Genomic DNA, 24,071 nt, shown 5'->3' on the forward strand with positions numbered 1-24,071 from the left:
CATACGAACTGAGCACATCTGTCCAGTCCAAAGTTACCACCCTGTGTCCGCCTTCCGGGAGGGCCGGATCACCCGCAGCAGTTCTTTCCCTGTTGCCCCGGCCGACAAGGCACCGTGCCATAAGAGCGAGTGACGCAGCAATCCCCCACCTTTGGCCGCAGCAGGGCCCAAAAGTAGGGCACCCATAAAACCGCTGGCAGGCGTCTGCCGCGTGCCCGCACTCCGGGCAGGTCAGCGCGCTGTCAGGCGCAAAGGTCGGCTCTGGCATTGTCCCGCCTCGCCGCGAGCCGCTCCGGGAGACAGCCTACACGATCCTGCCCCCTACACGATCCTGCCCGCGCCAAACACCAAGCCGGTTCCGCCTTTATCGCGGAACAAGGCCGTAGGGCGCCGCATGCCGGGGATGCCCGGTCTACCGCCTGAAAGCAGGCCAGCATTCCCCAATACCTGGCAGTGCGCCCTGCAGCCCAATGAAAGGAAAACGGGGCGGAAGGTTTCCCCTCCGCCCCGTAATCCCTCGCCGACAGCCCTGGTTACAGGCCCTTGGCGTGGTAGCTCTTGGCAACCTTGTCGATCGACACCAGATAGGCGGCGGTGCGCAGGTCGGTGACGTCGTCCCGGCTGTGCCAGACCTCGCGCATCGACTGGTAGGCCACCCGCATGGTGTCATCGAGCCCCGAGCGCACCAGCTCCAGCTCGCCCGCGCCCTTCAGGTATTTTTCCTTGAACCGCGGATCCAGCGTCCAGGTCTTGCCCAGGCTCTCCGACAGCTTCTCCAGCTCGTCGATGACCAGCTGGTGGCGCGCCTCTTCCTGGCGCCGCTGCATGCGGCCAAAGCGGATGTGGCTGAGGTTCTTGACCCACTCGAAATAGGACACGGTCACGCCGCCGGCGTTGGCATACATGTCGGGGATGATCACGCAGCCCTTCTTGCGCAGAATCTCGTCCGCGCCCGCGGTGACCGGGCCGTTTGCGGCCTCGATGATCAGCGGCGCCTTGATGCGCTCGGCGTTCTCGAGGTTGATCACCCCTTCCAGCGCCGCCGGGATCAGGATGTCGCATTCCTCCTCCAGGAGCACCGCGCCGTTCTCGACAAACTGGGCGTCGGGGTAGCCGGTGATGCCGCCGTGCTTGACGATCCAGTTGTGCACCGCCTCCACGTCGAGCCCGTCGGCGCTGTAAAGCCCGCCGTCGCGCTCGATAATGCCGGTGATGCGGGCGCCGTCCTCCCCGGCCAGGAAGGTTGCGGCGTGGTAGCCCACGTTGCCCAGCCCCTGCACGATGACGCGTTTGCCCTCCAGGGTGCCGGTCAGTCCGGCGGCGGCCATGTCATCGGGGTGGCGGAAGAACTCCCGCAGGGCGTATTGCACGCCGCGCCCCGTGGCCTCGACCCGGCCGGAGATGCCGCCGGCGTTGAGCGGCTTGCCGGTGACGCAGGCCTTCGAGTTGATGTCGGTGGTGTTCATCCGCGCGTACTGGTCGGCGATCCAGGCCATCTCCCGCTCACCGGTCCCCATGTCGGGGGCGGGCACGTTCTGCGACGGGTTGATCAGGTCGCGCTTGGCCAGCTCATAGGCGAAGCGGCGGGTGATCAGCTCCAGCTCGTGCTCTTCATACTCGCGCGGGTCGATGCACAAGCCCCCCTTGGAGCCACCAAAGGGCGCTTCCACCAGCGCGCATTTGTAAGTCATCAGCGCCGCCAGCGCCTCCACCTCGTCCTGGTTCACCGCGGGCGAGTAGCGGATGCCGCCCTTCACGGGCTCCATATGCTCCGAATGCACCGAGCGGTAGCCGGTAAAGGTATGCATGGCACCGCGCAGGCGGACCCCGAACCGCACGACATAGGTCGCGTTGCAGACGCGGATCTTCTCCTCCAGCCCGGGCGGCAGGTCCATCAGGGAAACGGCTCTGTTGAACATCAGGTCCACGCTTTCGCGGAAACTGGGCTCTGTGCGGCTGCTCATATAAACTTCTCCGTACTCAAACATCGACTCGCTGCCGATGGTGCCCTCACTTTATGCAGAGACGATTACCGAGTGCGACCTTTTTGACCCTTTTCCAATGCAAAGAATCACTCCTTCACCGCAATTTTTTTGATTCGGTCCCGCCCCCCGGCGCCGCTGCTGGCCCTCGCGGGCGGCCGAACCCGGGGTACCGGACCGCCGGATCCGGAACAATTGTACGCATTGCGGCCCGCTTCCGCCCCAATTCGGCCATGTTCACCAAGCATTAACATATAGGAATTGCGCAGCCCGCCTTGCGCCGCGCAGTGCTCTGCCGCCCGGGGGATGTCCACATGTCTGCACGCCATCGCAATACCACCGCCCTCACCAGCCGCCTGCTGGCGCGCGCCCGCGCCTTCCGGCAGCGCGAGGACGGGGTGCTGGCCAAGCCGCTGGTGTTCTTCTTTCTGTCGATGCTCGCGGTCGGCGGTATCGGAGTCGACCTGATGCGGATGGAGCGCGACCGCACCGTGCTGCAGTACACGCTGGACCGCGCGGTGCTGGCGGCGGCCGACCTTGACCAGCCGAAGGCACCGGCAGTGGTGGTGCAGGACTACCTGAGCAAAGCCGGATTGGCAGACTACTACCAGGCGCCGGTGGTGCAGGAGGGGCTCGGCTACAAAAGCGTGGAAAGCACCATCGACACCACCTTCCCTGCGCATCTTCTGAAATTCGCGGGCGGCGACAACCTGCCGCTCTACGCCAACGCCCGGGCCGAGGAAACGATCGGCAGCGTCGAAATCTCGATGGTGCTCGATATCTCCGGCTCGATGCGCTCGAACAACCGCCTTACCAACCTGAAGACCGCCGCGCACAGCTTTGTCGACCAGATCACCCAGAACACCGACGTCAGCAACCTGTCGATCTCGATCATTCCCTACGCCACGCAGGTGAACGTCGGCGAACCCCTGCTGAGCAAGTACAACGCCTCGCAGGAACACAATTATTCCTTCTGCGTGAACTTCATCAAGGACCAGTTCAGCAAGCATACGCTGAGCCGGACCGAACCGCTGGAGCGCACCGCGCATTTCGACACGTTCACCTATTCGGAGAACATGATCTCCTCCCCTGTCTGTCCGACCCGCGCAGGCTCGCAGATCCTGCCTTTCACCAATGACGCGGCCACGCTGCATGCCTACATCGACACGCTGACGGCGGAGGGCAATACCTCGATCGATATCGGCATGAAGTGGGGCAGCGCCCTGCTCGACCCGACCGCGCGCAGCGTGGTCAGCGATTTGATTGCCGAAGGCGAGATCGACCCGGCCTTTTCCGGCCGCCCCACGGACTACGGCAGCGGCGACACGCTGAAGATCATCATCCTGATGTCGGACGGCCAGAACACCAACCAGTACATGCTGAACCCCTCCCGCCGCGAGGGCCTGTCGGACGTCTGGCATAACCCGGATGCCAACACTTACCCGGGCAACGACGGGGCCGGGGCTTACTCCGTGTACCATTCGAACGGGCAGAAAAGCTATTACTGGGCGCATATGAACCGGTGGGAGGATCACCCCTACGGCAACGGCACATATGAAGTCTGCGATAGTTACGGGTGTCAAACGGTGCAGGAAGAAGGCACGGCCACCCGCCTCGAATACCCCGAGCTCTTCGCCCGCGCCTCGCTCGCCTGGATAGCCCGCTACATCTACGAATTCAGCAGCAGCGCCTGGTCGGACTGGTTCACCGCGGGCCGCTACTTTCATAACCGCACCGCCAAGGACCAGCACACCAAGGCCATCTGCGGCATCACCAAAAAACAGGGGGTGATCATCTATTCGGTGGGCTTTGAAGCCCCGTCCAACGGTATGCGGGTGCTGGAGGACTGCGCCAGTTCGCCCGCGCATTTCTTCGACGTTGAAGGGCTGGAAATCAGCGACGCCTTCTCCTCCATCGCCACCTCCATCCGGCAGCTGAGGCTCACCCAATGACCGCCCGCGCGTCAGCACTGCTGCGCCGGTTCCGCACCCGTGAGGACGGCAACGCGACGGTTGAATTCGCCATCGTCATTCCCGCCTTCCTTATGATCCTGATGTCCACGGTCGAGCTCGGCCTGATAAACATCCGCCACTCGCAGCTGGAGCGCGCTCTGGACGAAACCGTGCGCAGCATGCGGCTCAGCACCGGGGCCGACATGACCCACAATCAGATCCGCGACCAGGTCTGCACCCGCTCCGGTTTTATCGAGGACTGCACGACATCCTTGCGGCTGGAACTGTTGCAGATGGATCCTTTTGCCTGGACCGGAATCGATCCGGTGCCGGACTGCGTTGACAAGATCGAGAATGTCCAGCCGGTGCGCAATTTCCAGAACGGGCGGTCGAACGAGCTGATGGTTGTCCGCGCCTGCATGAAGTTCAAACCGATCTTCCCGGCCTGGGGCCTCGGCGGCAGCCTTGGCAAGGACGCGGACGGCCGCATCAGCCTCACCGCCGCTTCCGCATTCGTTCAAGAGCCGAGGTAGACCATGCTGACAGCCCTCACGCGAAGCAAGTTTGAAAGCAGGATTTGCCAGGCGCTGGCGCGCCGGTTCGGCTCATTCGCCCGTGACACCCGCGGCAGCGTTTCGATTGAGTTCGCATTCTACGCCCCACTGCTGCTCAGTCTGTTTGCGGCGATCTACACTTTTTTCGACGCATTCCGGCAGGAGAACGTGAACCTGAAGGCCGCATATACGATCTCGGATCTCATTTCGCGGGAAACGAACTACGTGAACGAGGCCTACATTGACAGCATGCATGCGCTGGCCGGGCTGCTGGTACGCGGCGACACCGCCCTGTCGACCCGCATCTCGGTGATCCGCTGGGACGAAACCGACAACCGCTACTACGTCGACTGGTCCAAGGTGCGCGGCGCAGCCTATGCAGAATGGGTGGACGCCAATATCAACACCGTGAAGGACAAGCTGCCCGCGATGCCCGATCAGGAGCGGGTGATCCTGGTCGAGACGAAAAACAGTGTTGAGCCGGCCTTCAACATCGGCTTGCCATCACTGGCGATCGAGAACTTCATCTTCACCCGGCCGCGCTTTGCGCCGCAGGTGGTCTTCGTCGAAAGCAAAGGCAACGGCAACGGCCACAATGATAACGCCGAAAAAGTGAAGTGACCCGCCGCCGCGCGACCCGCTCAGCCGCGCTTGGCGATCATGATGGCGAGCACTTCCGACATCGTCTTGCTCTGCGCGCCCGGGGTGACGCCGCCGATGCCGATGCGGCGCCCGGCCCGCCACCACAAACCGGGCATCCAGGCGCGCGGTCCCGGCGTGCTGGTGCGGATCAGGAAGCCGTTCGAAGGCTTGAAGGCAAAGACGCCGCGGTCCACCGCCTCGATTTCAGCGACCGGCGCAATCACCGTCCCGTCCGAGCAGCGCAGCTCCTCCTCCGTCAGCTCGATCCGGTGCCGGGTCGCCTGCCACAGCCGCACCGCCATCCATAAGGCACCCGTGCCCGCCGCCAGCAGGAATACGATCCACACCGGCGCCGGCGGCACCGCCAGCGCCACATAAACCAGCACGGCACCCACCGTGCCCAGCATCACCGTGCCCATCACCCGGCGCGGGGCCGAGGCCTCCACCGTTGCCAGAATCTCGCTGCTCATCATCTGCTCCCTCAGCCTGCCGGCCGGGGCATAGCTTGAAATCGCAGCCGGATACAGCCCCTGCCGCCTCTATTCTGCGGCGGCGCGGCGGACGTGCACCTCGTAGCCGGGCGCTTCCGGCTCGTCATCCGTCATCTCCGCCGGAAAGCCCGGGGCGCGGATGTCGAGCCCCGTCGCCTCTTCCAGGCGGCGGATGATGTTGGGCGACAGCTCCCGCTCGCCGTAGCGCGCAATGCCGTCGTCAAAGATCTTCACCATTAGCGGGCTCACCTCCAACGGCACCCCGGCCCGGTCCGCCACCTCCTGGAACAGGCCAACATCCTTTTTCACCAGATCCATGGTGAAGGAGATGTCGCGGCTGCCGTTGAGGATCACCTGGCTTTCGGTCTCATGCGAAAAGGAATTGCCCGAGCTGATCCGGATCGCCTCATAGGCCACGTTCAGATCCATCCCCGCCGCCTTCGCCACCACCAGCGCCTCGGCATTGGCCACCAGATGCACGGTGGCGAGGTAGTTGGTCACCACCTTCAGCACCGAGGCGCTGCCGAGATCGCCGGTATGCAGGATGCGCCGCCCCATGGTGGTGAGCAGCGGCAGGATGGTTTCGAAGGTCTGCCGCCCGCAGCCCGCGAAGATCGAGATATTGCCGGTATCGGCCCGGTGGCAGCCGCCCGAAACCGGGCAGTCCACCGCGAGCCCGCCGCGCGCGATCACTTGCGCGCCCAGCCGCTGCACCTCGGCGGCATCCGTGGTCGACATTTCCATCCAGATTTTGCCTGCCGTGACCTCCGGCAGCATCTGCTGCAACACTACGTCCGAAGCCGCGGGCGACGGCAGGCAGGTGATCACCGCATCGCATTCCCGCATCATCCGGGCAGCACTCCCGCCTGCCCGCGCGCCCTTCGCAGAGAAGCGCTGCACCAAATCTGCGTTCAGATCGTGGACACACAGGTCCACCCCGTTGCGCAGCAAGCTCCCAGCCAGCTTGCCGCCGACGTTGCCAAGGCCGATGAAGCCTACTTTCAGATCACATGCCACCGCGCGCTCCCGCATTTACGCCTCTTTGCATTATCGCTAGCTTGACCAAACGCAAAAACGAAACGAATAATAACGCCGCCTGACCCCCGGATTTTTTGTGACACATGCAGGGCCTTCCCAATCTCGTCTGGCTGCGCGCTTTCGAGTCTGCGGCGCGGCTTCAAAGCTTCACCGCCGCCGCGGCCGAGCTCGGACTCACCCAGGCCGCGGTGAGCCACCAGGTGCGCAGCCTGGAGCAGAGCTTTGGCGTCTCGCTTTTCATCCGCCGTCCGCGCCACCTCGAGCTCACCGACCTGGGTGAGGCTTATTACCCGGCGGTGGCCCAGGCGCTGTCCGGCCTGGCCTACTCCACCCGCGGCCTGCTGGGGCCGGGCGAGGCGCGGACCGTGACGCTGCGGGCGCCGGTCTCCACTGCAGTCCTGTGCATCGCGCCCGCGCTTGGCGCTTTCCATGCCGCGCATCCGCAGATCCGCATCCGCCTGGTCTCCGCCGTCTGGGCGGGCAGCGCGCAGGATGCAGAGGTCGATGTCGATCTGCGCCTCGGCCCGCCCGGCCGCTACCAGCGCAGCGCGCACCTGTTGTCGGCGGAGCGCGTGATCGCGGTGGCCGCGCCTGAGGTGGCGGCGGGTATTACCGGGCTGGACCGGCTGGCCGCACAGACGCTGATCCACATCCACGGCTACCAGGACCACTGGCTGCGGCTGGCGCAGCAGGAAGGGCTGGCGCTCGCAGATCAGGCCCCGCCGGTCTCCGTCGACACCTCGCTTGCGGCGATCGAGATTGCCGCTGCGGGCGGCGGCGTGGCGATGCTGATGCGCCGCTACGCAGCACTGCCCTTGGCGCAGGGGCGGCTCGCGCAGGTGCCCGGCGCGGAGATCCCGATGGGCCAGGGCCACTACCTGCTGCCCGCCGCCGCAGGTGCAGGCAGCAGCCCCGAGGCCGCTCGGGTGCGCGACTGGGTCACAGGACTATTCGCCAAAGGCTGACCGTCCCGCGTCAGGCACACCGGAGAACCTCCCGCCCGTCAGCGCCGCCTGCGGCATCGCTTCCCGTTGGGCCGGGCGGTCGGAGCGCCGCCGGCCGGGCTCTGTTCATCCGCGCACAGGCCCCGTGACGCCGGGCCGGTTTCCAGCTGCCCCCGCCGCCCCTATCTTCCCTTCAAGGCCACACCAACCGGAGACAAGCCCATGTCGCTCAGACCCATTGCGGGCATCCGCACCGCCCAGCCGCATATCGAAGGCGCCGGCGTCAAGCTGCACCGCGCCTTCGGCTTCCAGGATCCGTCCGAGCTCGACCCGTTCCTGCTGTTCGACGACTTCCGCAACGAAAACCCCGAGGACTACCTGCGCGGCTTCCCCTGGCATCCGCACCGCGGCATCGAGACCATCACCTATGTGCTCTCCGGCACCGTCGAGCATGGCGACTCGCTCGGCAACCGCGGCACGCTGGGCGCGGGCGACGTGCAGTGGATGACGGCGGGCTCCGGCATCCTCCACCAGGAGATGCCCGCGGGCAACGCGCAGGGCCAGATGCACGGCTTCCAGCTCTGGGGCAACCTGCCGTCGGGCCAAAAGATGTGCGCGCCGCGCTATCAGGACGTGAAGGGCACCGAGATCCCCGAGGTGATCGACGATGACGGCACCCGCGTGAAGGTGATCACCGGCGAATTCTGGGGCAAGCGCGGTCCGGTGGACGGCATCGCCGCCGATCCGCAGTACCTCGACATCCACGTGCCCGCGGGGGTGAAGAAGACCTTCCGCATCGACACCTACCGGCGCGCCTTTGCCTATGTGTTCGAAGGCGCCGCCGCCTTCGCGGATGCTTCGGCGCCGCAGGGGGTTCTCTTGGAGAAGGAGGTCGCGGGCCAGGAGGTGAACATCCGCGACATGTCCGGCAACCGCAGCCTGATCCGCTTTGGCACCGGGGACGAGATCACCCTGCAGGCGGGGCCCGAGGGCGTGCGGTTCCTGCTGATCTCCGGCGCGCCGATCGAGGAGCCGGTGGCCTGGCACGGGCCGATCGTGATGAACACCCAGGCCGAGCTGCAGCAGGCCTTCCGCGAGCTGCGCAACGGCACCTTCATCAAGCCCGCGCATTAGCAGCGTTTTGACAGCGCCGGAACGGCAGGAAATCCGCCCCCGGCGCATGATCATAGGACCCGTTTTTTGTGCTATACTCCTCCCATGCAATTGAAGCATGGGGGGAGCAATGATTATCCGCGTCTTCCGCGCCACGGTCCGCGATGACAAGATCGAAGAATTCAAGACGTTCCTGAAGGACACCGCGGTGCCGCATGTGCGCCGCCAGAAAGGGCTGGTGTCTATTACCGCCGGGCTGCCGCGCCCGGATGCACCAGCCACCTTCTGCGTCGTGATGGTCTGGGAGAGCATCGCTGCACTCAAGGCTTTCGCGGGCGAGGACTGGGAACAGCCGCATGTGCTGCCCGAGGAAGACCCGCTGGTGATCAGCCGCGAGATCGAGCATTACGACATGATCGGCCTGCTGACCTGACCCGTCCGCTGTGCCGGATCAGCCGCGGTCAGCCAGCTCCGGGCACCAGTTTCCGGGCGTCAGTGTCCGGGCGCCTCCGCAGTCCAGCTGTAGACGGTTTCGCCGGCCTGCGCCTCCGCAGAAAACCCAGCGCGCGCCAGCACCCGCGCCGAGGCCGCATTCGCCTGCATCACCCCGCCGCGCAAGGTGACACCGCTGCCGTGGAAATGTGCTTGCAGGGCAGCGAGCAGCTCTCCGGCCAGCCCCCTGCCCCAGACGTCTTCCGCCAGCAGATACCCTAGGCTGCGGATGCGGCTCCCCGGCTCGGGAAGCGACAGGATCACCAGCCCGGCGCCCCGGCCGGCTTCGTCGAACAGAGCAGCCACCTCCGCCTGTTCCGCCAAGCCACCCAGAAATCCCCGCTGCGCCGCAGCCTGTGAAAGCCCCTGAAACCCGGGCGGCAGCCAGCGCACCACGGGGTCCGCAAACAGCGTTGCCAGATCACCCTCCGCCAGGTCCTGCCAGCGACCCGCCCGCAGCCGCGGCGTCTGCAGGTCCAGCAAGCTCACGCGCTCACCGCCTTGCGCACCATCTCCCAGTAGACCCGCTCGACCTCGTCGAGCGACAGCCGCCCCTCGGAGCGGTACCAGGTATTGACCCCGTTCAGCATCGCAATCACCGCCAGCGTCGCGATTTTGGTGTCGGCAATGTCGAAGACGCCTTCCTCCTGCCCCGCCTTCAGGATCGCCTCCAGGCCGTTTTCGTAGTCGCGGCGCAGCCTCTCGATCAGCGCGAAGTTCTCTTCGGTGAGATTGCGCAGCTCCATGTAGGCGATGAACACCGCATCCGGCCGCTGCAGATGGAAGCGGATGTGGAAGCGCACGAAGTCCCGCAGCTGCGCCCGCGCATCCGGCGCCCGCGGCGCGCCGGCCCAAGCCGCCTTCAGGTCCGCCATGTGGCCCTCCATCAGGCTGAACAGCAGGCTTTGCTTGTCCGGCGTGTAGTTGTATAGCGCACCGGCCTGGACCCCGACCTCGCGCGCGATCTGCCGCATCGAGACCGCGGCATAGCCGTGCTGGGCAAACAGCCTGAGCGCCGCCTCGCGGATGCGCGGCCCGGTGATGTCGGAATGGGAACCTTGCGTGCGTGCCATGAGCGGACGATAACTGAACAAGTGTTCAGAAAAAAGAACAAATATTGCGCCCTGCATGAACAGATTGAATTCATTTGTACCCCCCGGAGGAAGCGCCTAGAACCGGCAGGGGAAACGCCGCGGGCCGCGGCGGATCGTGCCGGAGGGAAAACGCGACCATGCGCAAGCTGCTGCAACTGACAGGGTTTCTCGCCCTCGCCGCGGCGGCGGCCTGCACCCGCGTGCCCGAGCTTGAGGACCGGCTCACCCCCGATTTGCGCGATGCCCCTTACCCGGAGCTGCTGCCGCTCGGCACCGCGCTGGAGCCGCTGCCGCCGCCGCGCCAGCAAAGCGAGGCGCTGGAGCAGGAACTCGGGGCCCGCAGCAGCCGGCTGCAAAGGCGGGCACGTGCTCTGCCCCAGCGCGCTCGGGAAGTGCAGGTGGAACCGGCGGAACTCGAGGCCCGCAACAGGCGGCTGCAGCAGCGGGCAGAGGCGCTCAGAAACGCCGAATTCTGATGCCTGCGCGCCGCCGTCCGCCACCGCGCCCGCCCTGCCTGCCGCTGCGCCGTTGCACGCTTGCGCCGAACCGGCTAAGGCGGGGCCGTGAACCCACCGGAACAGAGGACCACCCGCTATGACAGAACCGCTTCGCCTTGGGATCGCAGGTTTGGGCACGGTTGGCATCGGCGTGGTCAGGATCATCCGCCGCCATGCCGCGCTGCTGGAAGCGCGCACCGGCCGCCCGGTGGTGATCTCCGCAGTCTCCGCCCGCGACGCGGCCAAGGACCGCGGAGTGTCGCTGAAGGACTACGCTTGGGAATCCGACCCGGTGGCACTGGCCACCCGCAATGATGTCGATGTCTTTGTCGAGCTGATGGGCGGCCACGAGGGCGCCGCCAAAGCCGCAACCGAGGCCGCGCTGGCCGCGGGCAAGGACGTGGTCACCGCCAACAAGGCGCTGCTGGCGATCCACGGCCAGGCGCTTGCCGAAAAGGCCGAGGCCGCGGGCCGGGTGATCCGCTTCGAGGCCGCGGTCGCGGGCGGCATCCCGATCATCAAGTCGCTGACCGAAGGCCTGGCCGGCAATGAAATCACCCGCGTGATGGGGGTGATGAACGGCACCTGCAACTACATCCTCACCCAGATGCAGGCCACCGGCCAGGGCTACAACGCCCTGTTCGAGGAATGCGGCCGCCTGGGCTACCTGGAGGCCGATCCCAACCTCGACGTCGGCGGCATCGACGCGGGCCACAAACTGGCGCTGCTGGCGTCCATCGCCTTCGGAACCAAGCCTGCCTTCGGGAACGTGCAGCTGGAAGGCATCCAGCGCATTCAGCTCGAGGACATCAAGGCCGCCGCCGACATGGGCTACCGCATCAAGCTGCTGGGCGTGGCGCAGCGCTCGCCCCGCGGGCTGGAACAGCGCATGTCGCCCTGCCTGGTGCCCGCCGACTCGCCGCTCGGCCAGCTTGAAGGCGGCACCAACATGGTGGTGATCGAAGGCGACGCGATCGACCAGGTGGTTCTGCGCGGCCCTGGTGCCGGCGAAGGCCCCACCGCCAGCGCGGTGATGGGCGACGTCTGCGACCTGGCCCGCGGCCTGCGCATCGCGACCTTCGGCAAGCCCGCGGCGATGCTGGAGGACACTCCTGCAGCCCAAACCGGCCTGCCCGCGCCCTTCTACCTGCGCATGGGGCTCCTGGACAAACCTGGCGCGCTGGCCAAGGTCGCTTCGGTGCTCGGCGAGGCCGGCGTGTCGATCGACCGGATGCGCCAGTACGGCCATTCCGCGCCGGTCGCCCCGGTGCTGATCGTGACCCACAAATGCACCCGCGCAACGCTCGACGCAGCCCTCGAAGGGCTCGCTGCCACCAACGTGGTCGATGGCGACCCGGTGGCGCTGCGGATCGAGGAAGTCTGACCGCGCGGCGGCGGCTCTGGTTCCCGGACCGCCGCCCCTTCCCCGCGGCAGGCGGAAAGCGGCAGTGCTGCCGCCGCCGCGGGGCTTTCATGGCGGGGCGCCCGCCATCGCCCCTTGCGAGCCGCCCCCCGGGCGCGCTATTCGGCAGTAGACGCAAATACACTCATTCCCCGCTGACACAGGATTTCCGGTATGACTTCGAACACCTCCGACGCGCCCTTCCATGACCGCATGCTGTCGCTGGGCCTGGCCCGGGTGGCCGAGCAGGCAGCGCTGGCCTCAGCCTCCCTGATCGGCCGCGGCGACGAAAAGGCCGCTGACCAGGCCGCCGTGAACGCCATGCGCGAGCAGCTCAACATGCTCGACATCGCAGGCGTCGTGGTCATCGGCGAGGGTGAGCGCGACGAGGCCCCGATGCTCTACATCGGCGAGGAAGTCGGCACCGGCAACGGCCCCGGCGTGGACATCGCGCTGGACCCGCTGGAAGGCACCACGCTGACCGCCAAGGACATGCCCAACGCGCTTACCGTGATCGCCATGGGCCCGCGCGGCTCGATGCTGCACGCACCCGACACCTACATGGACAAGCTGGCCATCGGTCCGGGCTTCGCCGAAGGCGTGGTGTCGCTGGAAATGTCCCCGCGCGAGCGGGTCGAGGCACTGGCCAAGGCCAAGGGCTGCGCGCCCTCCGACATCACCGTCTGCATCCTGGAGCGCCCCCGCCACGAGTCGATGATCGCCGAGGTGCGCGAGACCGGCGCCTCGATCCGGCTGATCACCGATGGTGACGTCGCAGGCGTCATGCACTGCGCCGAAGCCGAGGTGACCGGCATCGACATGTACATGGGCCAGGGCGGCGCCCCGGAAGGGGTGCTGGCGGCCGCGGCACTGAAATGCATGGGCGGGCAGATCTTCGGCCGCCTGCTGTTCCGCAACGACGACGAGAAAGCCCGCGCCGCCAAGGCCGGCATCACCGACCTCGACCGCATCTATTCCCGTGACGAGATGGTGACCCAGGACGTGATCTTTGCCGCCACCGGCGTCACCGGCGGCTCGCTGCTGCCGCGTATCAAGCGCCAGCCCGGCTGGGTCGAGACCACCACCCTCTTGATGCGCTCGAAAACCGGCTCGGTGCGCCGCATGTCCTACCGCACCCCGCTGGCCCCGCATCACATGTAAGCGCCGGATGGAATCCGAACGCCCGGGAAGCGGCTTGCGCCGCTGCCTCCGGCGGGGATATTGAAGGCCACAAGAAGGGCCGGATCCGATTGGGTCCGGCTTTTGCGTATGGGGGCAGATGATGAGCTTTTTGGGCATTGAGCAATCCTTGAGCGGGCGCCGCTGGGTCGGCCCCGGGGTTGAAATGGACCGCGCCGCGGAGATGATGGCACAGCAGACCGGCCTGCCGCGCGCGGTCTGCCAGGTGCTTGCGCGCCGCGGCGTGCCCGCGCATGAGGCGCAGGCCTTTCTGGAGCCCAAACTGCGCGACCTGCTGCCCGACCCGCGCAAGATGAAGGACATGGAGGCGGCGGCAGAGCGCTTCCTCGCGGCCGTGCGCCGCAAGGAGCGGATCGCGGTTTTTGCCGACTACGACGTCGACGGCGGCAGTTCCGCCGCGCTGCTTCTGGTCTGGCTGCGCGAAATGGGACTCTCCGCAACGCTCTACATCCCTGACCGCATCGACGAGGGCTACGGCCCCAACGTGCCGGCCATGCAGGAGCTGGCGGCCGCGCACGACCTGATCATCTGCGTCGATTGCGGCACCCTCAGCCACGAGCCGATCGCCGCCGCCAGAGGCGCAGATGTGATCGTGCTTGACCACCACTTGGGCGGCGAGACGCTGCCCGACTGCGTTGCCGTGGTAAACCCGAACCGGCAGGACGAAAGCGGCGACCTCGGCTATTTCTGTGCCGCGGGCGTGGTTTTCCTGATGCTGGCCGAGGCCGGCCGCCAGCTGCGCGCCGCCGGTGCGCGCGGGCCGGACCTGATGCAGCTCCTCGACCTGGTGGCACTGGCCACCGTGGCGGACGTGGCGCCGCTCATCGGTGCGAACCGGGCCCTGGTGCGCCAGGGGCTGAAGGTAATGGCCGCGCGCAACCGCCCCGGGGTAGTCGCGCTGTCGGACGTGTCGCGGATGGATTCGGCGCCTGCTGCCTATCACCTCGGTTTCCTGCTCGGACCGCGGGTCAACGCGGGCGGGCGCATCGGCAAGGCCGACCTCGGCGCGCGCCTTCTCGCCACCGCCGACCCGCAGGAGGCGCAGGGCCTCGCTGCACGGCTCGATGAACTCAACACCGAGCGCCGCGAAATCGAAAACGCGGTGCGCGCCGCAGCGCTGGAGCAGGCAGAAGCCCGCGGGCTGGATGCGCCGCTGGTCTGGGCCGCGGGCGAAGGCTGGCATCCCGGCGTTGTGGGCATCGTCGCCTCGCGCCTGAAGGAAAGCGCCAACCGCCCCGCCGTGGTGATCGGCTTTGACGGCGACGAGGGCAAAGGGTCCGGCCGCTCGGTCTCCGGCGTCGATCTGGGCGCCGCGATCCAGAAGCTCGCCGCCGAAGGCCTGCTGGTGAAGGGCGGCGGCCACAAGATGGCGGCGGGCCTCACCGTGATGCGCGACAAGCTGGAACCGGCGATGGAGCGGCTCTCCGAGCTGCTCGCCAAACAGGGCGCGGGCCAGGGCGGCCCGGCCGACCTGAAGCTCGACGGCACCCTGATGCCCCGCGCTGTGAGCGTGGAACTGATCGGACAGATCGAACAGGCGGGCCCCTTTGGCGCCGCCGCCCCCGCCCCGCGCTACGCGCTGCCCAATCTGCAGGTGCGCTTTGCCAAGCGCGTGGGTGAAAGCCACCTGAAGCTGTCGCTCAGCGACGGCATGGGCGGCGGAGTGGATGCAATCTGTTTCGGCGCCTTCGACAGCCCCCTGGGACCGCGGCTTTTGGAGCACGGCGGCGCGCGCTTCCACTTCGCAGGCCGCCTGGAAGTGAATACATGGGGCGGCCGCCAGAGCCCCCAGCTGCGCCTCGAAGACGCCGCCGAAGCGTGAGTTATCAACGGCTTGCCGCCTGTGGATAAGAAAAATCGCAATTCCGTGATTTTCCTCTTGCGGGCCGCAGCCCTTCCCACTAAATACCCGCTCACGCACTGAGTGGCCCGTTCGTCTATCGGTTAGGACGCCAGGTTTTCAACCTGGAAAGAGGGGTTCGATTCCCCTACGGGCTGCCACTTCTCCCCAGAGATACCCACACCGGACCGGCGCTGCATCGAGCGGCTTTTCCGTTTTGGCGTCAGTCACTTAGCCAAAATTTGAGCCGCAAAAAAACTTCTGCCTTCGGCAAAAATCCCCTTGCGCCCGCCCCGCGCAATCAGTAGAACCCGCCTCACGCACTGAGTGGCCCGTTCGTCTATCGGTTAGGACGCCAGGTTTTCAACCTGGAAAGAGGGGTTCGATTCCCCTACGGGCTGCCACTTTCCCCTGATTTTGCAGCATTTCTTCGAACCGCAAACCCGGGCCTTGGTCAGCTTGGCTGCGAAATTCCGGCGGTATTTCAAGAACACCCTCCCGCCGCCGCACCCTCGTCCTCCTGAATGCGGCGCTGACAAACATGCTGCCAATTCGGCCATGCGGAAACGCCCGGGCCGCCTGGGCTCTGCGCCTTTACCCCGAATAATCTGCCCTGCTGCCCGACAGCCTCGCGTCTGCGCTGCGGGACCGCTTCCACCGCCCGCATATGGGGATGCCGCCGGCCAGGCTGTTGGGGCGCGCGGGGGCGGTCAGCCGTGCCCGGAGGCTTACGTGAAAGCAATCGAGGGATTCGAGGACAGGAAAAAAGAGCGATCCCGCCGGATAGCGCCCGCAGCAACCGTGGGATGGGCGATGCCCGGTCAAAAGCGCGAAGTGCTTGCCGTCCCGTGGAACTGCCGGCGCTGCGCCTTCTCCGCCGAACTTACCGAGGCGGACGGCCAGGCCCTCTGCGCTGCGGCCGACCCGGACTCAGCCCCCGGCGGCCCTGCCGCCGCTGCCGCCCTTCTCCATGCCGCCGCGGTAAAAACAGTGCTGTGCCCGGCCCGCCCGCTTGGCGGCATAAAGCGCGAGGTCGGCCTGGTTCAGCAGCGTCGCCGCGTCGGGGTATTGCTGCCAGGTCGAAAGTGTGGTGCCCGCGCTGGCCGATATCCGGCAGGTCTTGCCGGCGAAGGGGATCGGCTCCTCCAGGCGGCGGATCAGCCGCTGCGCCACTGCTTCCAGCTTGGTCTGGTCCAGAACGCCTTCGAGGATCATCACGAACTCGTCGCCGCCGACCCGGGCGATGGTGTCGGTCTGCCGCGTGCATTCCACCATGATCCGCGCGGCCTGCTGCAGCACGGCATCGCCCGCGGCATGGCCGAGCGTGTCGTTCACCTCCTTGAAGAAATCAAGGTCCACATGCATCAGAGCAAAATCCCGGCCGCTGCCAATCAGCCGGGCCAGCACGTGATCCATCGCGCGGCGGTTCTTCAGCCCGGTCAGCGTGTCGGTGAAAGCCTGCTCCTCGGCTGCGATCTTGGCACCCTGCAAGCGCAAATTGAGCTGGCGGGACGCCTCCATCGCGGCGGATTTCGCCTCCACCAAGTAGAGCATCTCAATGGTGAGGTCAGTGGGCGCGAAGTCCGCGCCGGTAAGATCGTAGTCGCGCACCGCCTCCAGCACGGAAATGCCAAATGACAGATTGATAAAGGCTCCCCCCGAGTCCGGCAGCGGCGCAAACACGCCCTTGAGGCCGGTCTGCGGCGCATCGCGGAAATGCAGGTGAAGCTTGCTGCCCGCGGTGCGCTCGAGATCCTCCATCGAGCGCACCCAGCGCGGCCGCGACAGGTCGAACACGCGGAAGAAGCGCCGCCCTTCCCAACGGAGGCCCGGGCGCAGCTTGCGCAGCGTCGGCCCGGCCCGGGTAATGCGCCCCTTGGCGTCCACCATCGCATGCATCGGGCAGACGGTATCGGCCAGCACGGCCAGCTCCTGCACCGTCATCATAACGAATGCGCCCCCAGATCGAAGGCCCGCCCGGCGGCAAATTCGGTTTCCACGAGACTGATCGAAATCACTTCGGCATCGTCCTGGCTGCCGCTGTGGTCAAGGAAGACCAGGTCGCCGTAGTCATCGGCCATGGCACGCAATATTCCCATCATCACCCGGGCATAGCCAGGCAGGCCGGGCTGGCAGATGAGTTCGAACTGCCCCGGCGCCTGCTCCACCAGCTCCAGCCCCGGCAGCTCCAGATCGGAAACCGCCAGCCGGGCCCGGTCCGGCAGGTCATCCAAAGAATGCAGGAAATCAACGTAGTTCACCCCGCCGAAGCGGAGCAGGCGCCGCAGCGCCTCAAGCTGAGGGTTGGAGACCAGAAAGGTGCCGAGATCTTCCAGCATACCGGGCAGCGGGCGCAGCAGCACCGCTTCCATCGCCGCCAGCATGCGGCTGGACTGATCGTCGCTGTAATACAGCATCGCCTCGAAATCGGTGAAGCCGAGCCCCGCAGTATCCATCACCGCCTTCCAGCGGTCCGCGCCGTAGGTACTGGTCACAAAAGCCTGGATCGCTCTGTTGATCAGACCGTGCATGTTCTGGCCCCTCTTTACCCATGCCTCAGTTTTGGCGCGTGTCTCTTAAAAAAGGCCCAACAAAACGTACCCGCAAGCGGATTTATTCACTTTTTGCAGCGCGTTCCGCAACAAGCCGCAACCGCGCGCCCGTTCCGGCGGCGGTATCTTGCTGGCGGGCCAGGACCTGTAGTGCACTGGAGACCACATGGAAGACAAGCCCGCGGCGCGGCGCGGGCTTGTTTTCTTTAATGGGGCGCCTCGGGGCCGGCGCGGTCAGAAATCTGTAGGCGCGCCGCCCTCGGCCTTGCGGCGGGCCACGAAATCGGCCAGTTCCTCGCGGATGCCCGCGTCCATCGGCGGCGCCTCAAACTCGTTGACAATCGCCTTGAACAGCTTGTGCGCGCGCTCCGCGGTCCAGGTGCCCCCCGCCGCCTCCCAGGCCTCGTAGTTGCGCCAGTCGCTCAGGAAAGGCTGGTAGAAAGCCTCGGTGTAGCGGTCCTGGGTATGCTGGATGCCGAAGAAATGCCCGTCGTTGCCGACCTCGCGGATCGCATCCAGCGCGATCTCGTCCGGCCCCGCGGCGGTGATCTGCGGCTGCATGTAGCGCTCGATCTGCTGCAGGATCTCGCAGTCCATGATGAACTTCTCGGGGCTCGCGATCAGCCCGCCTTCCAGCCAGCCGGCCGCGTGGTAGACCATGTTGGTGCCCGATTGAACCGCCGCCCAGAGCGAATTGGACGTCTCCCAGACCGCCTGCCCGTCCGGCACGTTGGCGGCACAGACACCGGACGAGCGCATCGGCAGGCCGTAGAACCGCGCCATCTGCCCGGTCATCTGGGTCGACCGCATGTATTCCGGCGTGCCGAAGGCGGGCGCTCCGGTCTTCATATCGACGTTCGAGGTAAAGGTGCCGATCACGCAAGGCGTGCCTGGCCGGACGTATTGGAACAGGGCTATCGCGCAAAGGCTCTCAGCAATCGACTGCGCCACCGCACCCGCCATCGTCACCGGCGCCATCGCGCCCGCGAGGGTGAAGGGCGAGACCACGATGGCCTGGCCGCGCCGCGCCAGCCGCAGGCAGCCGTCAATCATCGGGAAGTCGTGTTTCAGCGGCGAGGTGGAGTTGATGTTGGTATACATATGCGGGCGCGCCTCGAACTCCTCGTGGCTGAGCCCGCCCGCGATGCGCACCATCTCCATCACGTCCTCGACCCGCTCTTTGCCCAGCGAATAGGCGTGCATCACCTTGTCGGTGAGGGTCAGCTTGTCGAACAGCACATCCAGGTGCCGGGTCGAGGCATGCAGGTCCACCGGCTCCACCGGGTAGCCGCCCGCAAAGTGGATGCAATTGAAATACTGCGTCAGCTTGAGCAGATTGGCGCAATGTTCCCGGGTGCCGGGAACCTTCTTGCCCAGCTCCAAATCCCAGTAGTTCGGCGGTGAGGACACGTTGCCGAACAGCATGTGATTGCCGCCAAGGGGAAGCACGCGGTCCGGGTTGCGCGGCGTAATCGAGAATTCGCGTGGCGCCTTGCCGACCATCTCCATCACGAAATCGCGGTCCATCCTGACCAGCTCGCCCTCGACCTTCACGCCCGCCTGTTTGAAGATCTCCAGCGCCTCGGGGTTCAGGAACAGGACACCGATCTCCTCGAGAATGCGCATGGCGCCGTCGTGGATCGCCTGCACCGCATCCTCGCTCAGGGGTTCGGTGGGGCGGTCTATGTTGACCGGAATCTGCCAGGGCATTTGCTCCAGCACCGCACTGCCGCGCCGCGCCGCTGCCCCTGCCCTGCCGCCGCCGCGTTTTCTGCGAAGGCTTGTCTCTGCCATGCCGGTCTCCCCTTGATCCGAATTCCGCAAGTGCCGATTGCCATCCACTCTGCCAATCCCACCCGCCGCAACCTGTCCGTTCCCGACCAAGGCTGTCGTTTTCGCGCGAAAATCCGGCGCTCGGGGATTTTTCTGTACACTTATGCCCAGTACGCCGCGAAAAAGAACCGGCGCACGGGAATCCTGCGCCGGTTCTTTTGCCCCTGCCCGCCTCCGGCAGCGGGATACGGGGGCTTCTCAGCGGTCGAGCCAGGCCGGGATATGGCCGATGTCGGGCAGCACCGTATCGGCGTGCGGCGCCAGTTCGTCGTGCAGCGCCATGCCGGTCAGCACCGCAATCCGGAGCATGCCGGCCGCCGCCCCGGCCTCCAGGTCGTGGCAGCTGTCGCCCACCATCACGGTACGCCCCGGGGCCACGCCTGTGGCAGCGCAGAACGCCAGCAGCGGCTGCGGATCCGGCTTTGCGCCATGGCCGCTGTCGCAGCCCGCAACAAAGGCAAAGCGGTCCAGCACGCCCGCCCGCTCCAGCTGGCTGCGCGCCGACAGTTCGGCGTCATTGGTCATCACGCCCAGCACCTTGCCGCGCGCCAGCAGCCCGTCGAGAAACTCCGCCAGCGGCACCGCGGGCGCCAGCTCGGCCTCCGCCGCGCTGAGCGCCAGGAAATCCGCCAGCTCCAGCGCGCTCATCGCAGGGACGAACGGCGCGAGCACCGCCGCCACTTCGTCGTTGGAACCGGCAATCACCAAACTGTCGGGGTTGAAGGCCTTCCGCTCCAGATCATAGCTGATCACGGCCGCCATCGCCTCCTTGCGGGCACTGTCGCCCTCCGAAAGGCGCTCCAGCACCCCCGCGGCCCAGCCGTTCCAGGTGGCGGCAAAATCGAACAGGGTTCCGTCCTTGTCGAACAGGAAGGCATCAACGGGCATGAGGTGTCCTTTGTGCAGAATGCCGCGGGCAGGATAAGCCTGGCGCGGGCTCAGCCGCGGCGCGCGGCCCTTACCGCCGCAACCCTATCAGGTCCAATTCACCTGCGCACCGCCCGGCAGCGACATCCGGGCCTGCATCGGCATTTCATACGGCAGCCCCTGCGCGTCGCAGAAGGCAATCACCCAGGCGTCGTCCATCGATAAGAAATCGAGCACCGAGCCCAGGAACTCCGGCTCCGCAGCGCGCGCCCTGAGGTCGGCCTCACTGGCGCCGGTTGCGCCCAGAAACACCGGCATTAACTCCTCATTTGCGGCCAGCCAAGCCAGCGCGGTCAGCGCCAGGGTCTCTGCTTTGTCGGCGGAAAGCTGCATCTTCACCTTATTCCCGGCACATTGCTGCCAATTTAGTAAAAATCCGAAAGAGTTTCTTAACCAGTCTCAGGAAGACTTCCAAGCAGAGGATTTGCAAGGGGCGAAAGGATACCGCGTGCAAGGCACCATCCTGCTCATCGGCGCTAGCGGCCCCAGCCGCATCATGCTGAAAGCTCAGCTTGCCGCAGCCTATTACGACGTGGTGCAGGCAGACACCGCCGCCGCCGGGCTCGCGGAAGCCTGCCGCTGCCGCCCCGACCTGGTGATTTCCGCCCTCTCCCTGCCCGACGGCAGCGCGGTCTCGGTGAAACGGGGGCTGCGCCATGAGGAAGCGCTCGCCGATCTGCCCGTCATCGCCGTCACCTGCACGCCTGCCCCGCAGGCGCGGATCGCGGCACTTGCGGCAGGCATCGACGACGTTCTCCTGCTGCCGGTCGACGAAGGGCTGCTGCAGGCGCGCCTGCGCGGTCTCATGCGCAGCGCCAGCAGCAGCGAGGAGCTGACCCTGCAGCGCGCTGCCTCGCAGGACTGGCTGCCGCCTCTTCCGGAGGGCGGCCCTGCCGCGGCCTCCCGGGAGCTGACCGCCCCTGCGCTTACCGCGGTGGTCACCGGCAGCAGCGTTTTGGCCGGTGACTGGAAAGCGGCACTGGCCGAAGCCTTGCCTCATTCGATCCGCTGCCACCCCTTCGGCGACATCCAGCCGCTGATGGACGCGCCGGTGCCGGAAGTCTTCGTGATCGGTCTGGATGCCGCCACCGCCGCGCCCGGCCTGCGCCTCCTGGCCGAGCTGCGCGCCCGCGCCGCCACCCGCCGCTCGGTGGTGATCGCCGTCACCGCGCCCGAAGACGCCCAGACCGCCGCCGAGGCGCTGGACCGCGGCGCCCACGACGTGCTACACGCAGGCTTCGACGCGGCAGAGCTGGCGCTGCGCCTTTCCGCCCAGCTCACCCGCAAGCGCCACGACGACCAGCTCCGCGACAGCCTCCGCAACGGCCTGCGCGCCGCGGTGCAGGACCCGATGACCGGGCTCTACAACCGCCGCTACGCCACGCCCTTCCTCGACCGCGTTGCCAGCGAAGCAGAGGCCAGCGGCAGCAAATTCGCGGTGATGCTTGCCGATCTTGACCACTTCAAGCGGATCAACGACCTCTACGGCCACCCCGCGGGCGATGCGGTGCTGATGGAAACCGCCAGGCGGCTCGGTGCGGAACTCAAGGCCCAGGACATGCTGGCGCGGATCGGCGGCGAGGAGTTCATGATCATCCTGCCCGGCGCTGCCGAGGCCGAGGCCAGCCTCGCCGCCCTCGCGCTCTGCAACGCGATCAACTCCACCCCTTTCGAGGTCCCGGGCGCGGAGGCGCCGGTGGAGATCACCATCAGCATCGGCGCAGTGATCGGCGGCGGCCCCAAGAGGCAGCGCCCTCCGGCGGCGCGGCTGATCGAGGAGGCAGACCAGGCGCTCTATGACGCCAAACACGCGGGCCGCAACCAGGTGACGCTCAACGCCGCTGGGCCCGGCTGCACCGCCGCCGCCTGACCAAGGCGGAGAGGACGGCGCGATAGGCCCCAAACCAGGCCGGGCTCAAGCCGCCTGAGAGGCGGAGTCCGCGCGGCGGTCCGGATCCGGCCAGCACCAGCGGCTTGTAGGCGGGCCTCAGCCCTCTCCGGCGCCCGCTTTGCCGGCCTTTTTGCCGCGCCGCTCCAGCCGCGCCTGCATCCGGGCGGCAAATGCCGCACGCGCTTCCGGCGTCATCGCGCTCACCTGGCTGACCCAGGCTTCCTGCATCCGCAGATGGAACCGGTGCCGCACCGCGGCCTGCTCCTGCAGAAGCTGCATCAGCACCGCTGCATCGAACGGTTCACGGCTGAGCGCCGCAATCACCGCCTCTGCTTCGGCCCGCCGCCGCGCCGGGAAGCTGCCATGGCCGCCGCCCGCCTCGCGCCGCAGCGCCGCGCGGGTGCCCGGGTCCAGCTCACGGAAAATCATCGCCCCGACCGACGGCGGCCGGTGCCAGCCCCGCTCATGCCCGGCAAAGCGGATCGCCGCCCCTGCGGCGAGGCCGATGACCGCGAGGTTCAGAGCCAGCGAGAGCGCCAGGAGCCATTTCTGCCAGGGTTTCATGCCGGTCGTTCCTTCTTCGCTCATTGCAGATCCCCGTCCAGCACGATGGCAAGGTCGAAACCGTCGTAGGGCAAATCCGCCTCCGTCCCCGCCGTGTCCAGCCCGGCCAGCGCCACCGGGTCCGGCACGAAGTCAGGCGGCGCCAGCCCCAGCCACAGCCCGGCAAGGCCCGCTGCCGCCAGCCCGCCCATCGCAGGCCAGCCGCCAACCGCCGCCGCAAGCTGGCGCCAGCCCTGCCGGTGCGGCCCGGGCCGCGTCCGGGAGGCACGCCCGCCTGGCGCCCGGCCCTTTTCCGCATAGCTCTGCTGCACCCGGACCGCATCAGCCAGGATCGCCGCCTCCAGCTTCCGGGGCAGCCCGGGGCGCTCCGCGCGCACCGCCGCGAACAGGTCCTCGAGCTCCCGCAGGCCCGGGTCAGTACCCATGCCGGCCCCCATGTCAGGCCTCTTGTCCTTGTCAGCCATCGCCATACCCCAATTCCGCGCGCCGCCCGGCCAGAGCCGCTGCCAGCGCCCGCTTGCCCCGGGCAGTGAGACTCTCCACCGCCTCGGTGCTGATGTCCATGATCCCGGCAATCTCCGGGTTCGAAAGCTCCTCCAGGTGCCGCAGCACCACCGCCTGCCGCTGCCGTTCGGGCAGCTGCATCAGCGCCGCCTGCAGCGCATCCTGGCGCGCGCCCTCCTGCAGCCGCTCCGCCGCAGGGGGACCCGGATCCGGCGGCTCAGGCACCGCGTCGAGATCCACATGGCCGCCCCGGGCGCGCCGCTTGCGGTCGATGCAGAGGTTCATCGCCACCCGGTAGAGCCAGGTCGAAACCTGCGCCTGCCCCTCCTGCCAGCGCGGTGCCATCTTCCACAGCCGCAGCATCGCCTCCTGAGTGATGTCCTCGGCCTCGGCGGGGCTGCCCAGAACCCGCATGGCGACTCCGAAGACCCGCGGCCCCAGCCGCCGGGTCAGCTCCGCCGCCGCAGCGCCATCTCCGGCGGCGAAGCGCGCTAGCAGCGCCGCGTCGTCCAGTTCCCCGGACGGCACGCTCACCGCAGCCGGCCTCCCCGTGGGAGGC

Annotated in this window: 24 protein-coding genes and 2 tRNA genes; 13 read left to right on the forward strand and 13 right to left on the reverse strand. The window is 67.0% G+C overall.

Annotation, left to right across the window (positions count from 1 at the left end):
* Window positions 1-533: 533 nt before the first annotated feature.
* Complete coding sequence (locus ACOHWE_RS11645) at window positions 534-1,964, reverse strand: Glu/Leu/Phe/Val family dehydrogenase (protein ID WP_420666544.1); 1,431 nt, start codon at window positions 1,962-1,964, stop codon at window positions 534-536.
* 332 nt (window positions 1,965-2,296) lie between these two features.
* On the opposite strand from ACOHWE_RS11645, the gene ACOHWE_RS11650 reads away from it, so the two are divergent.
* The 3 genes from ACOHWE_RS11650 to ACOHWE_RS11660 are packed head-to-tail and all read left to right on the forward strand — an operon-like array spanning window position 2,297 to window position 5,109.
* Window positions 2,297-3,934, forward strand: coding sequence for a TadE/TadG family type IV pilus assembly protein (locus ACOHWE_RS11650; protein WP_420666545.1), 1,638 nt, complete (start codon window positions 2,297-2,299; stop codon window positions 3,932-3,934).
* On the forward strand, window positions 3,931-4,467 hold the full coding sequence (locus tag ACOHWE_RS11655; RefSeq protein ID WP_420666546.1) for a TadE/TadG family type IV pilus assembly protein: 537 nt from the start codon (window positions 3,931-3,933) through the stop codon (window positions 4,465-4,467). Before ACOHWE_RS11650 ends, ACOHWE_RS11655 begins: the two co-directional genes overlap by 4 nt.
* 3 nt (window positions 4,468-4,470) lie before the next feature.
* Window positions 4,471-5,109 (forward strand): TadE/TadG family type IV pilus assembly protein, encoded by a 639-nt coding sequence (locus ACOHWE_RS11660; protein WP_420666548.1) that lies wholly within the window; start codon window positions 4,471-4,473, stop codon window positions 5,107-5,109.
* A gap of 20 nt (window positions 5,110-5,129) precedes the next feature.
* Here ACOHWE_RS11660 and ACOHWE_RS11665 read toward each other — a convergent pair whose 3' ends face one another.
* Window positions 5,130-5,600, reverse strand: a complete 471-nt coding sequence (locus ACOHWE_RS11665) for a hypothetical protein (protein WP_420666550.1) — start codon at window positions 5,598-5,600, stop codon at window positions 5,130-5,132.
* Between the two features lie 69 nt (window positions 5,601-5,669).
* Window positions 5,670-6,626, reverse strand: a complete 957-nt coding sequence (locus tag ACOHWE_RS11670; RefSeq protein ID WP_420666790.1) for an NAD(P)-dependent oxidoreductase — start codon at window positions 6,624-6,626, stop codon at window positions 5,670-5,672.
* A 116-nt stretch (window positions 6,627-6,742) separates the two neighbouring features.
* Between ACOHWE_RS11670 and ACOHWE_RS11675 the strand changes: the two genes are divergently transcribed.
* The 3 genes from ACOHWE_RS11675 (at window position 6,743) to ACOHWE_RS11685 (ending at window position 9,149) form a co-directional block, all read left to right on the forward strand.
* Entirely contained in the window at window positions 6,743-7,624 is an 882-nt protein-coding gene (locus tag ACOHWE_RS11675; protein ID WP_420666552.1) for a LysR substrate-binding domain-containing protein, read from the forward strand.
* 201 nt (window positions 7,625-7,825) lie between these two features.
* Complete coding sequence (locus tag ACOHWE_RS11680; protein WP_420666554.1) at window positions 7,826-8,737, forward strand: pirin family protein; 912 nt, start codon at window positions 7,826-7,828, stop codon at window positions 8,735-8,737.
* Window positions 8,738-8,846: 109 nt separating this feature from the next.
* Window positions 8,847-9,149: an antibiotic biosynthesis monooxygenase family protein gene (locus tag ACOHWE_RS11685; RefSeq protein ID WP_420666555.1), complete on the forward strand. Its 303-nt coding sequence runs from the start codon at window positions 8,847-8,849 to the stop codon at window positions 9,147-9,149.
* A 59-nt stretch (window positions 9,150-9,208) separates the two neighbouring features.
* Here ACOHWE_RS11685 and ACOHWE_RS11690 read toward each other — a convergent pair whose 3' ends face one another.
* Together ACOHWE_RS11690 and ACOHWE_RS11695 are read right to left on the reverse strand one after the other, a co-directional pair.
* Window positions 9,209-9,697: a GNAT family N-acetyltransferase gene (locus tag ACOHWE_RS11690; RefSeq protein ID WP_420666557.1), complete on the reverse strand. Its 489-nt coding sequence runs from the start codon at window positions 9,695-9,697 to the stop codon at window positions 9,209-9,211.
* The gene (locus tag ACOHWE_RS11695; RefSeq protein ID WP_420666558.1) at window positions 9,694-10,281 is read right to left on the reverse strand and encodes a TetR/AcrR family transcriptional regulator; all 588 of its coding nucleotides are present in this window, start codon (window positions 10,279-10,281) and stop codon (window positions 9,694-9,696) included. Before ACOHWE_RS11695 ends, ACOHWE_RS11690 begins: the two co-directional genes overlap by 4 nt.
* Window positions 10,282-10,439: 158 nt before the next feature.
* On the opposite strand from ACOHWE_RS11695, the gene ACOHWE_RS11700 reads away from it, so the two are divergent.
* The 6 genes from ACOHWE_RS11700 to ACOHWE_RS11725 all read left to right on the forward strand — a co-directional run bounded on the left by ACOHWE_RS11700 (window position 10,440) and on the right by ACOHWE_RS11725 (window position 15,645).
* Entirely contained in the window at window positions 10,440-10,778 is a 339-nt protein-coding gene (locus ACOHWE_RS11700; RefSeq protein ID WP_420666559.1) for a hypothetical protein, read from the forward strand.
* A gap of 118 nt (window positions 10,779-10,896) precedes the next feature.
* Window positions 10,897-12,183 (forward strand): homoserine dehydrogenase, encoded by a 1,287-nt coding sequence (locus ACOHWE_RS11705; protein WP_420666561.1) that lies wholly within the window; start codon window positions 10,897-10,899, stop codon window positions 12,181-12,183.
* A gap of 192 nt (window positions 12,184-12,375) precedes the next feature.
* On the forward strand, window positions 12,376-13,362 hold the full coding sequence (gene glpX, locus ACOHWE_RS11710) for a class II fructose-bisphosphatase (protein WP_420666563.1): 987 nt from the start codon (window positions 12,376-12,378) through the stop codon (window positions 13,360-13,362).
* A 121-nt stretch (window positions 13,363-13,483) separates the two neighbouring features.
* Window positions 13,484-15,223, forward strand: coding sequence for a single-stranded-DNA-specific exonuclease RecJ (recJ, locus tag ACOHWE_RS11715; protein ID WP_420666564.1), 1,740 nt, complete (start codon window positions 13,484-13,486; stop codon window positions 15,221-15,223).
* Window positions 15,224-15,327: 104 nt separating this feature from the next.
* Window positions 15,328-15,402 (forward strand) — tRNA-Glu (locus tag ACOHWE_RS11720).
* Window positions 15,403-15,570: 168 nt separating this feature from the next.
* Window positions 15,571-15,645 (forward strand) — tRNA-Glu (locus ACOHWE_RS11725).
* A gap of 526 nt (window positions 15,646-16,171) precedes the next feature.
* Here the strand turns inward: ACOHWE_RS11725 and ACOHWE_RS11730 are convergent.
* The 5 genes from ACOHWE_RS11730 to ACOHWE_RS11750 all read right to left on the reverse strand — a co-directional run bounded on the left by ACOHWE_RS11730 (window position 16,172) and on the right by ACOHWE_RS11750 (window position 20,886).
* Window positions 16,172-17,188 carry a diguanylate cyclase domain-containing protein gene (locus ACOHWE_RS11730; protein ID WP_420666565.1) on the reverse strand — a complete coding sequence of 339 codons (1,017 nt, stop codon included), beginning with the start codon at window positions 17,186-17,188 and terminating at the stop codon, window positions 16,172-16,174.
* Window positions 17,185-17,772 (reverse strand): heme NO-binding domain-containing protein, encoded by a 588-nt coding sequence (locus tag ACOHWE_RS11735; protein WP_420666567.1) that lies wholly within the window; start codon window positions 17,770-17,772, stop codon window positions 17,185-17,187. The genes ACOHWE_RS11730 and ACOHWE_RS11735 overlap by 4 nt, the downstream gene beginning before the upstream one ends.
* Window positions 17,773-18,027: 255 nt before the next feature.
* Entirely contained in the window at window positions 18,028-19,587 is a 1,560-nt protein-coding gene (locus tag ACOHWE_RS11740; RefSeq protein ID WP_420666569.1) for a trimethylamine methyltransferase family protein, read from the reverse strand.
* A 237-nt stretch (window positions 19,588-19,824) separates the two neighbouring features.
* Window positions 19,825-20,514 carry an HAD family hydrolase gene (locus ACOHWE_RS11745; RefSeq protein WP_420666570.1) on the reverse strand — a complete coding sequence of 230 codons (690 nt, stop codon included), beginning with the start codon at window positions 20,512-20,514 and terminating at the stop codon, window positions 19,825-19,827.
* A gap of 87 nt (window positions 20,515-20,601) precedes the next feature.
* Window positions 20,602-20,886 (reverse strand): DUF3572 domain-containing protein, encoded by a 285-nt coding sequence (locus ACOHWE_RS11750; RefSeq protein WP_420666792.1) that lies wholly within the window; start codon window positions 20,884-20,886, stop codon window positions 20,602-20,604.
* Between the two features lie 115 nt (window positions 20,887-21,001).
* On the opposite strand from ACOHWE_RS11750, the gene ACOHWE_RS11755 reads away from it, so the two are divergent.
* Window positions 21,002-22,423: a diguanylate cyclase gene (locus tag ACOHWE_RS11755; RefSeq protein WP_420666571.1), complete on the forward strand. Its 1,422-nt coding sequence runs from the start codon at window positions 21,002-21,004 to the stop codon at window positions 22,421-22,423.
* 117 nt (window positions 22,424-22,540) lie between these two features.
* Here the strand turns inward: ACOHWE_RS11755 and ACOHWE_RS11760 are convergent, their stop codons facing one another.
* Genes ACOHWE_RS11760 through ACOHWE_RS11770 form a run of 3 tightly spaced genes read right to left on the reverse strand, consistent with a single transcriptional unit; the run spans window position 22,541 to window position 24,046 of the window.
* Window positions 22,541-23,032, reverse strand: a complete 492-nt coding sequence (locus ACOHWE_RS11760) for a periplasmic heavy metal sensor (protein ID WP_420666573.1) — start codon at window positions 23,030-23,032, stop codon at window positions 22,541-22,543.
* Window positions 23,029-23,478 (reverse strand): hypothetical protein, encoded by a 450-nt coding sequence (locus ACOHWE_RS11765; RefSeq protein WP_420666574.1) that lies wholly within the window; start codon window positions 23,476-23,478, stop codon window positions 23,029-23,031. Before ACOHWE_RS11765 ends, ACOHWE_RS11760 begins: the two co-directional genes overlap by 4 nt.
* On the reverse strand, window positions 23,465-24,046 hold the full coding sequence (locus tag ACOHWE_RS11770) for an RNA polymerase sigma factor (protein WP_420666575.1): 582 nt from the start codon (window positions 24,044-24,046) through the stop codon (window positions 23,465-23,467). Before ACOHWE_RS11770 ends, ACOHWE_RS11765 begins: the two co-directional genes overlap by 14 nt.
* Window positions 24,047-24,071: the final 25 nt, after the last annotated feature.

This window comes from Cribrihabitans neustonicus (assembly GCF_048820895.1).
In the GTDB taxonomy this organism is placed as follows: domain Bacteria; phylum Pseudomonadota; class Alphaproteobacteria; order Rhodobacterales; family Rhodobacteraceae; genus Cribrihabitans_A; species Cribrihabitans_A neustonicus.

What these genes read in the sequence shown, in the direction of transcription:
- ACOHWE_RS11645 (WP_420666544.1), bottom strand. Translation starts at nt 1,964, where the DNA reads ATGAGCAGCCGCACAGAGCCCAGTTTCCGCGAAAGCGTGGACCTGATG.
- ACOHWE_RS11650 (WP_420666545.1), top strand. Translation starts at nt 2,297, where the DNA reads ATGTCTGCACGCCATCGCAATACCACCGCCCTCACCAGCCGCCTGCTG.
- ACOHWE_RS11655 (WP_420666546.1), top strand. Translation starts at nt 3,931, where the DNA reads ATGACCGCCCGCGCGTCAGCACTGCTGCGCCGGTTCCGCACCCGTGAG.
- ACOHWE_RS11660 (WP_420666548.1), top strand. Translation starts at nt 4,471, where the DNA reads ATGCTGACAGCCCTCACGCGAAGCAAGTTTGAAAGCAGGATTTGCCAG.
- ACOHWE_RS11665 (WP_420666550.1), bottom strand. Translation starts at nt 5,600, where the DNA reads ATGAGCAGCGAGATTCTGGCAACGGTGGAGGCCTCGGCCCCGCGCCGG.
- ACOHWE_RS11675 (WP_420666552.1), top strand. Translation starts at nt 6,743, where the DNA reads ATGCAGGGCCTTCCCAATCTCGTCTGGCTGCGCGCTTTCGAGTCTGCG.
- ACOHWE_RS11680 (WP_420666554.1), top strand. Translation starts at nt 7,826, where the DNA reads ATGTCGCTCAGACCCATTGCGGGCATCCGCACCGCCCAGCCGCATATC.
- ACOHWE_RS11685 (WP_420666555.1), top strand. Translation starts at nt 8,847, where the DNA reads ATGATTATCCGCGTCTTCCGCGCCACGGTCCGCGATGACAAGATCGAA.
- ACOHWE_RS11695 (WP_420666558.1), bottom strand. Translation starts at nt 10,281, where the DNA reads ATGGCACGCACGCAAGGTTCCCATTCCGACATCACCGGGCCGCGCATC.
- ACOHWE_RS11700 (WP_420666559.1), top strand. Translation starts at nt 10,440, where the DNA reads ATGCGCAAGCTGCTGCAACTGACAGGGTTTCTCGCCCTCGCCGCGGCG.
- ACOHWE_RS11705 (WP_420666561.1), top strand. Translation starts at nt 10,897, where the DNA reads ATGACAGAACCGCTTCGCCTTGGGATCGCAGGTTTGGGCACGGTTGGC.
- glpX (WP_420666563.1), top strand. Translation starts at nt 12,376, where the DNA reads ATGACTTCGAACACCTCCGACGCGCCCTTCCATGACCGCATGCTGTCG.
- recJ (WP_420666564.1), top strand. Translation starts at nt 13,484, where the DNA reads ATGAGCTTTTTGGGCATTGAGCAATCCTTGAGCGGGCGCCGCTGGGTC.
- ACOHWE_RS11730 (WP_420666565.1), bottom strand. Translation starts at nt 17,188, where the DNA reads ATGATGACGGTGCAGGAGCTGGCCGTGCTGGCCGATACCGTCTGCCCG.
- ACOHWE_RS11735 (WP_420666567.1), bottom strand. Translation starts at nt 17,772, where the DNA reads ATGCACGGTCTGATCAACAGAGCGATCCAGGCTTTTGTGACCAGTACC.
- ACOHWE_RS11740 (WP_420666569.1), bottom strand. Translation starts at nt 19,587, where the DNA reads ATGGCAGAGACAAGCCTTCGCAGAAAACGCGGCGGCGGCAGGGCAGGG.
- ACOHWE_RS11745 (WP_420666570.1), bottom strand. Translation starts at nt 20,514, where the DNA reads ATGCCCGTTGATGCCTTCCTGTTCGACAAGGACGGAACCCTGTTCGAT.
- ACOHWE_RS11750 (WP_420666792.1), bottom strand. Translation starts at nt 20,886, where the DNA reads ATGCAGCTTTCCGCCGACAAAGCAGAGACCCTGGCGCTGACCGCGCTG.
- ACOHWE_RS11760 (WP_420666573.1), bottom strand. Translation starts at nt 23,032, where the DNA reads ATGAGCGAAGAAGGAACGACCGGCATGAAACCCTGGCAGAAATGGCTC.
- ACOHWE_RS11765 (WP_420666574.1), bottom strand. Translation starts at nt 23,478, where the DNA reads ATGGCGATGGCTGACAAGGACAAGAGGCCTGACATGGGGGCCGGCATG.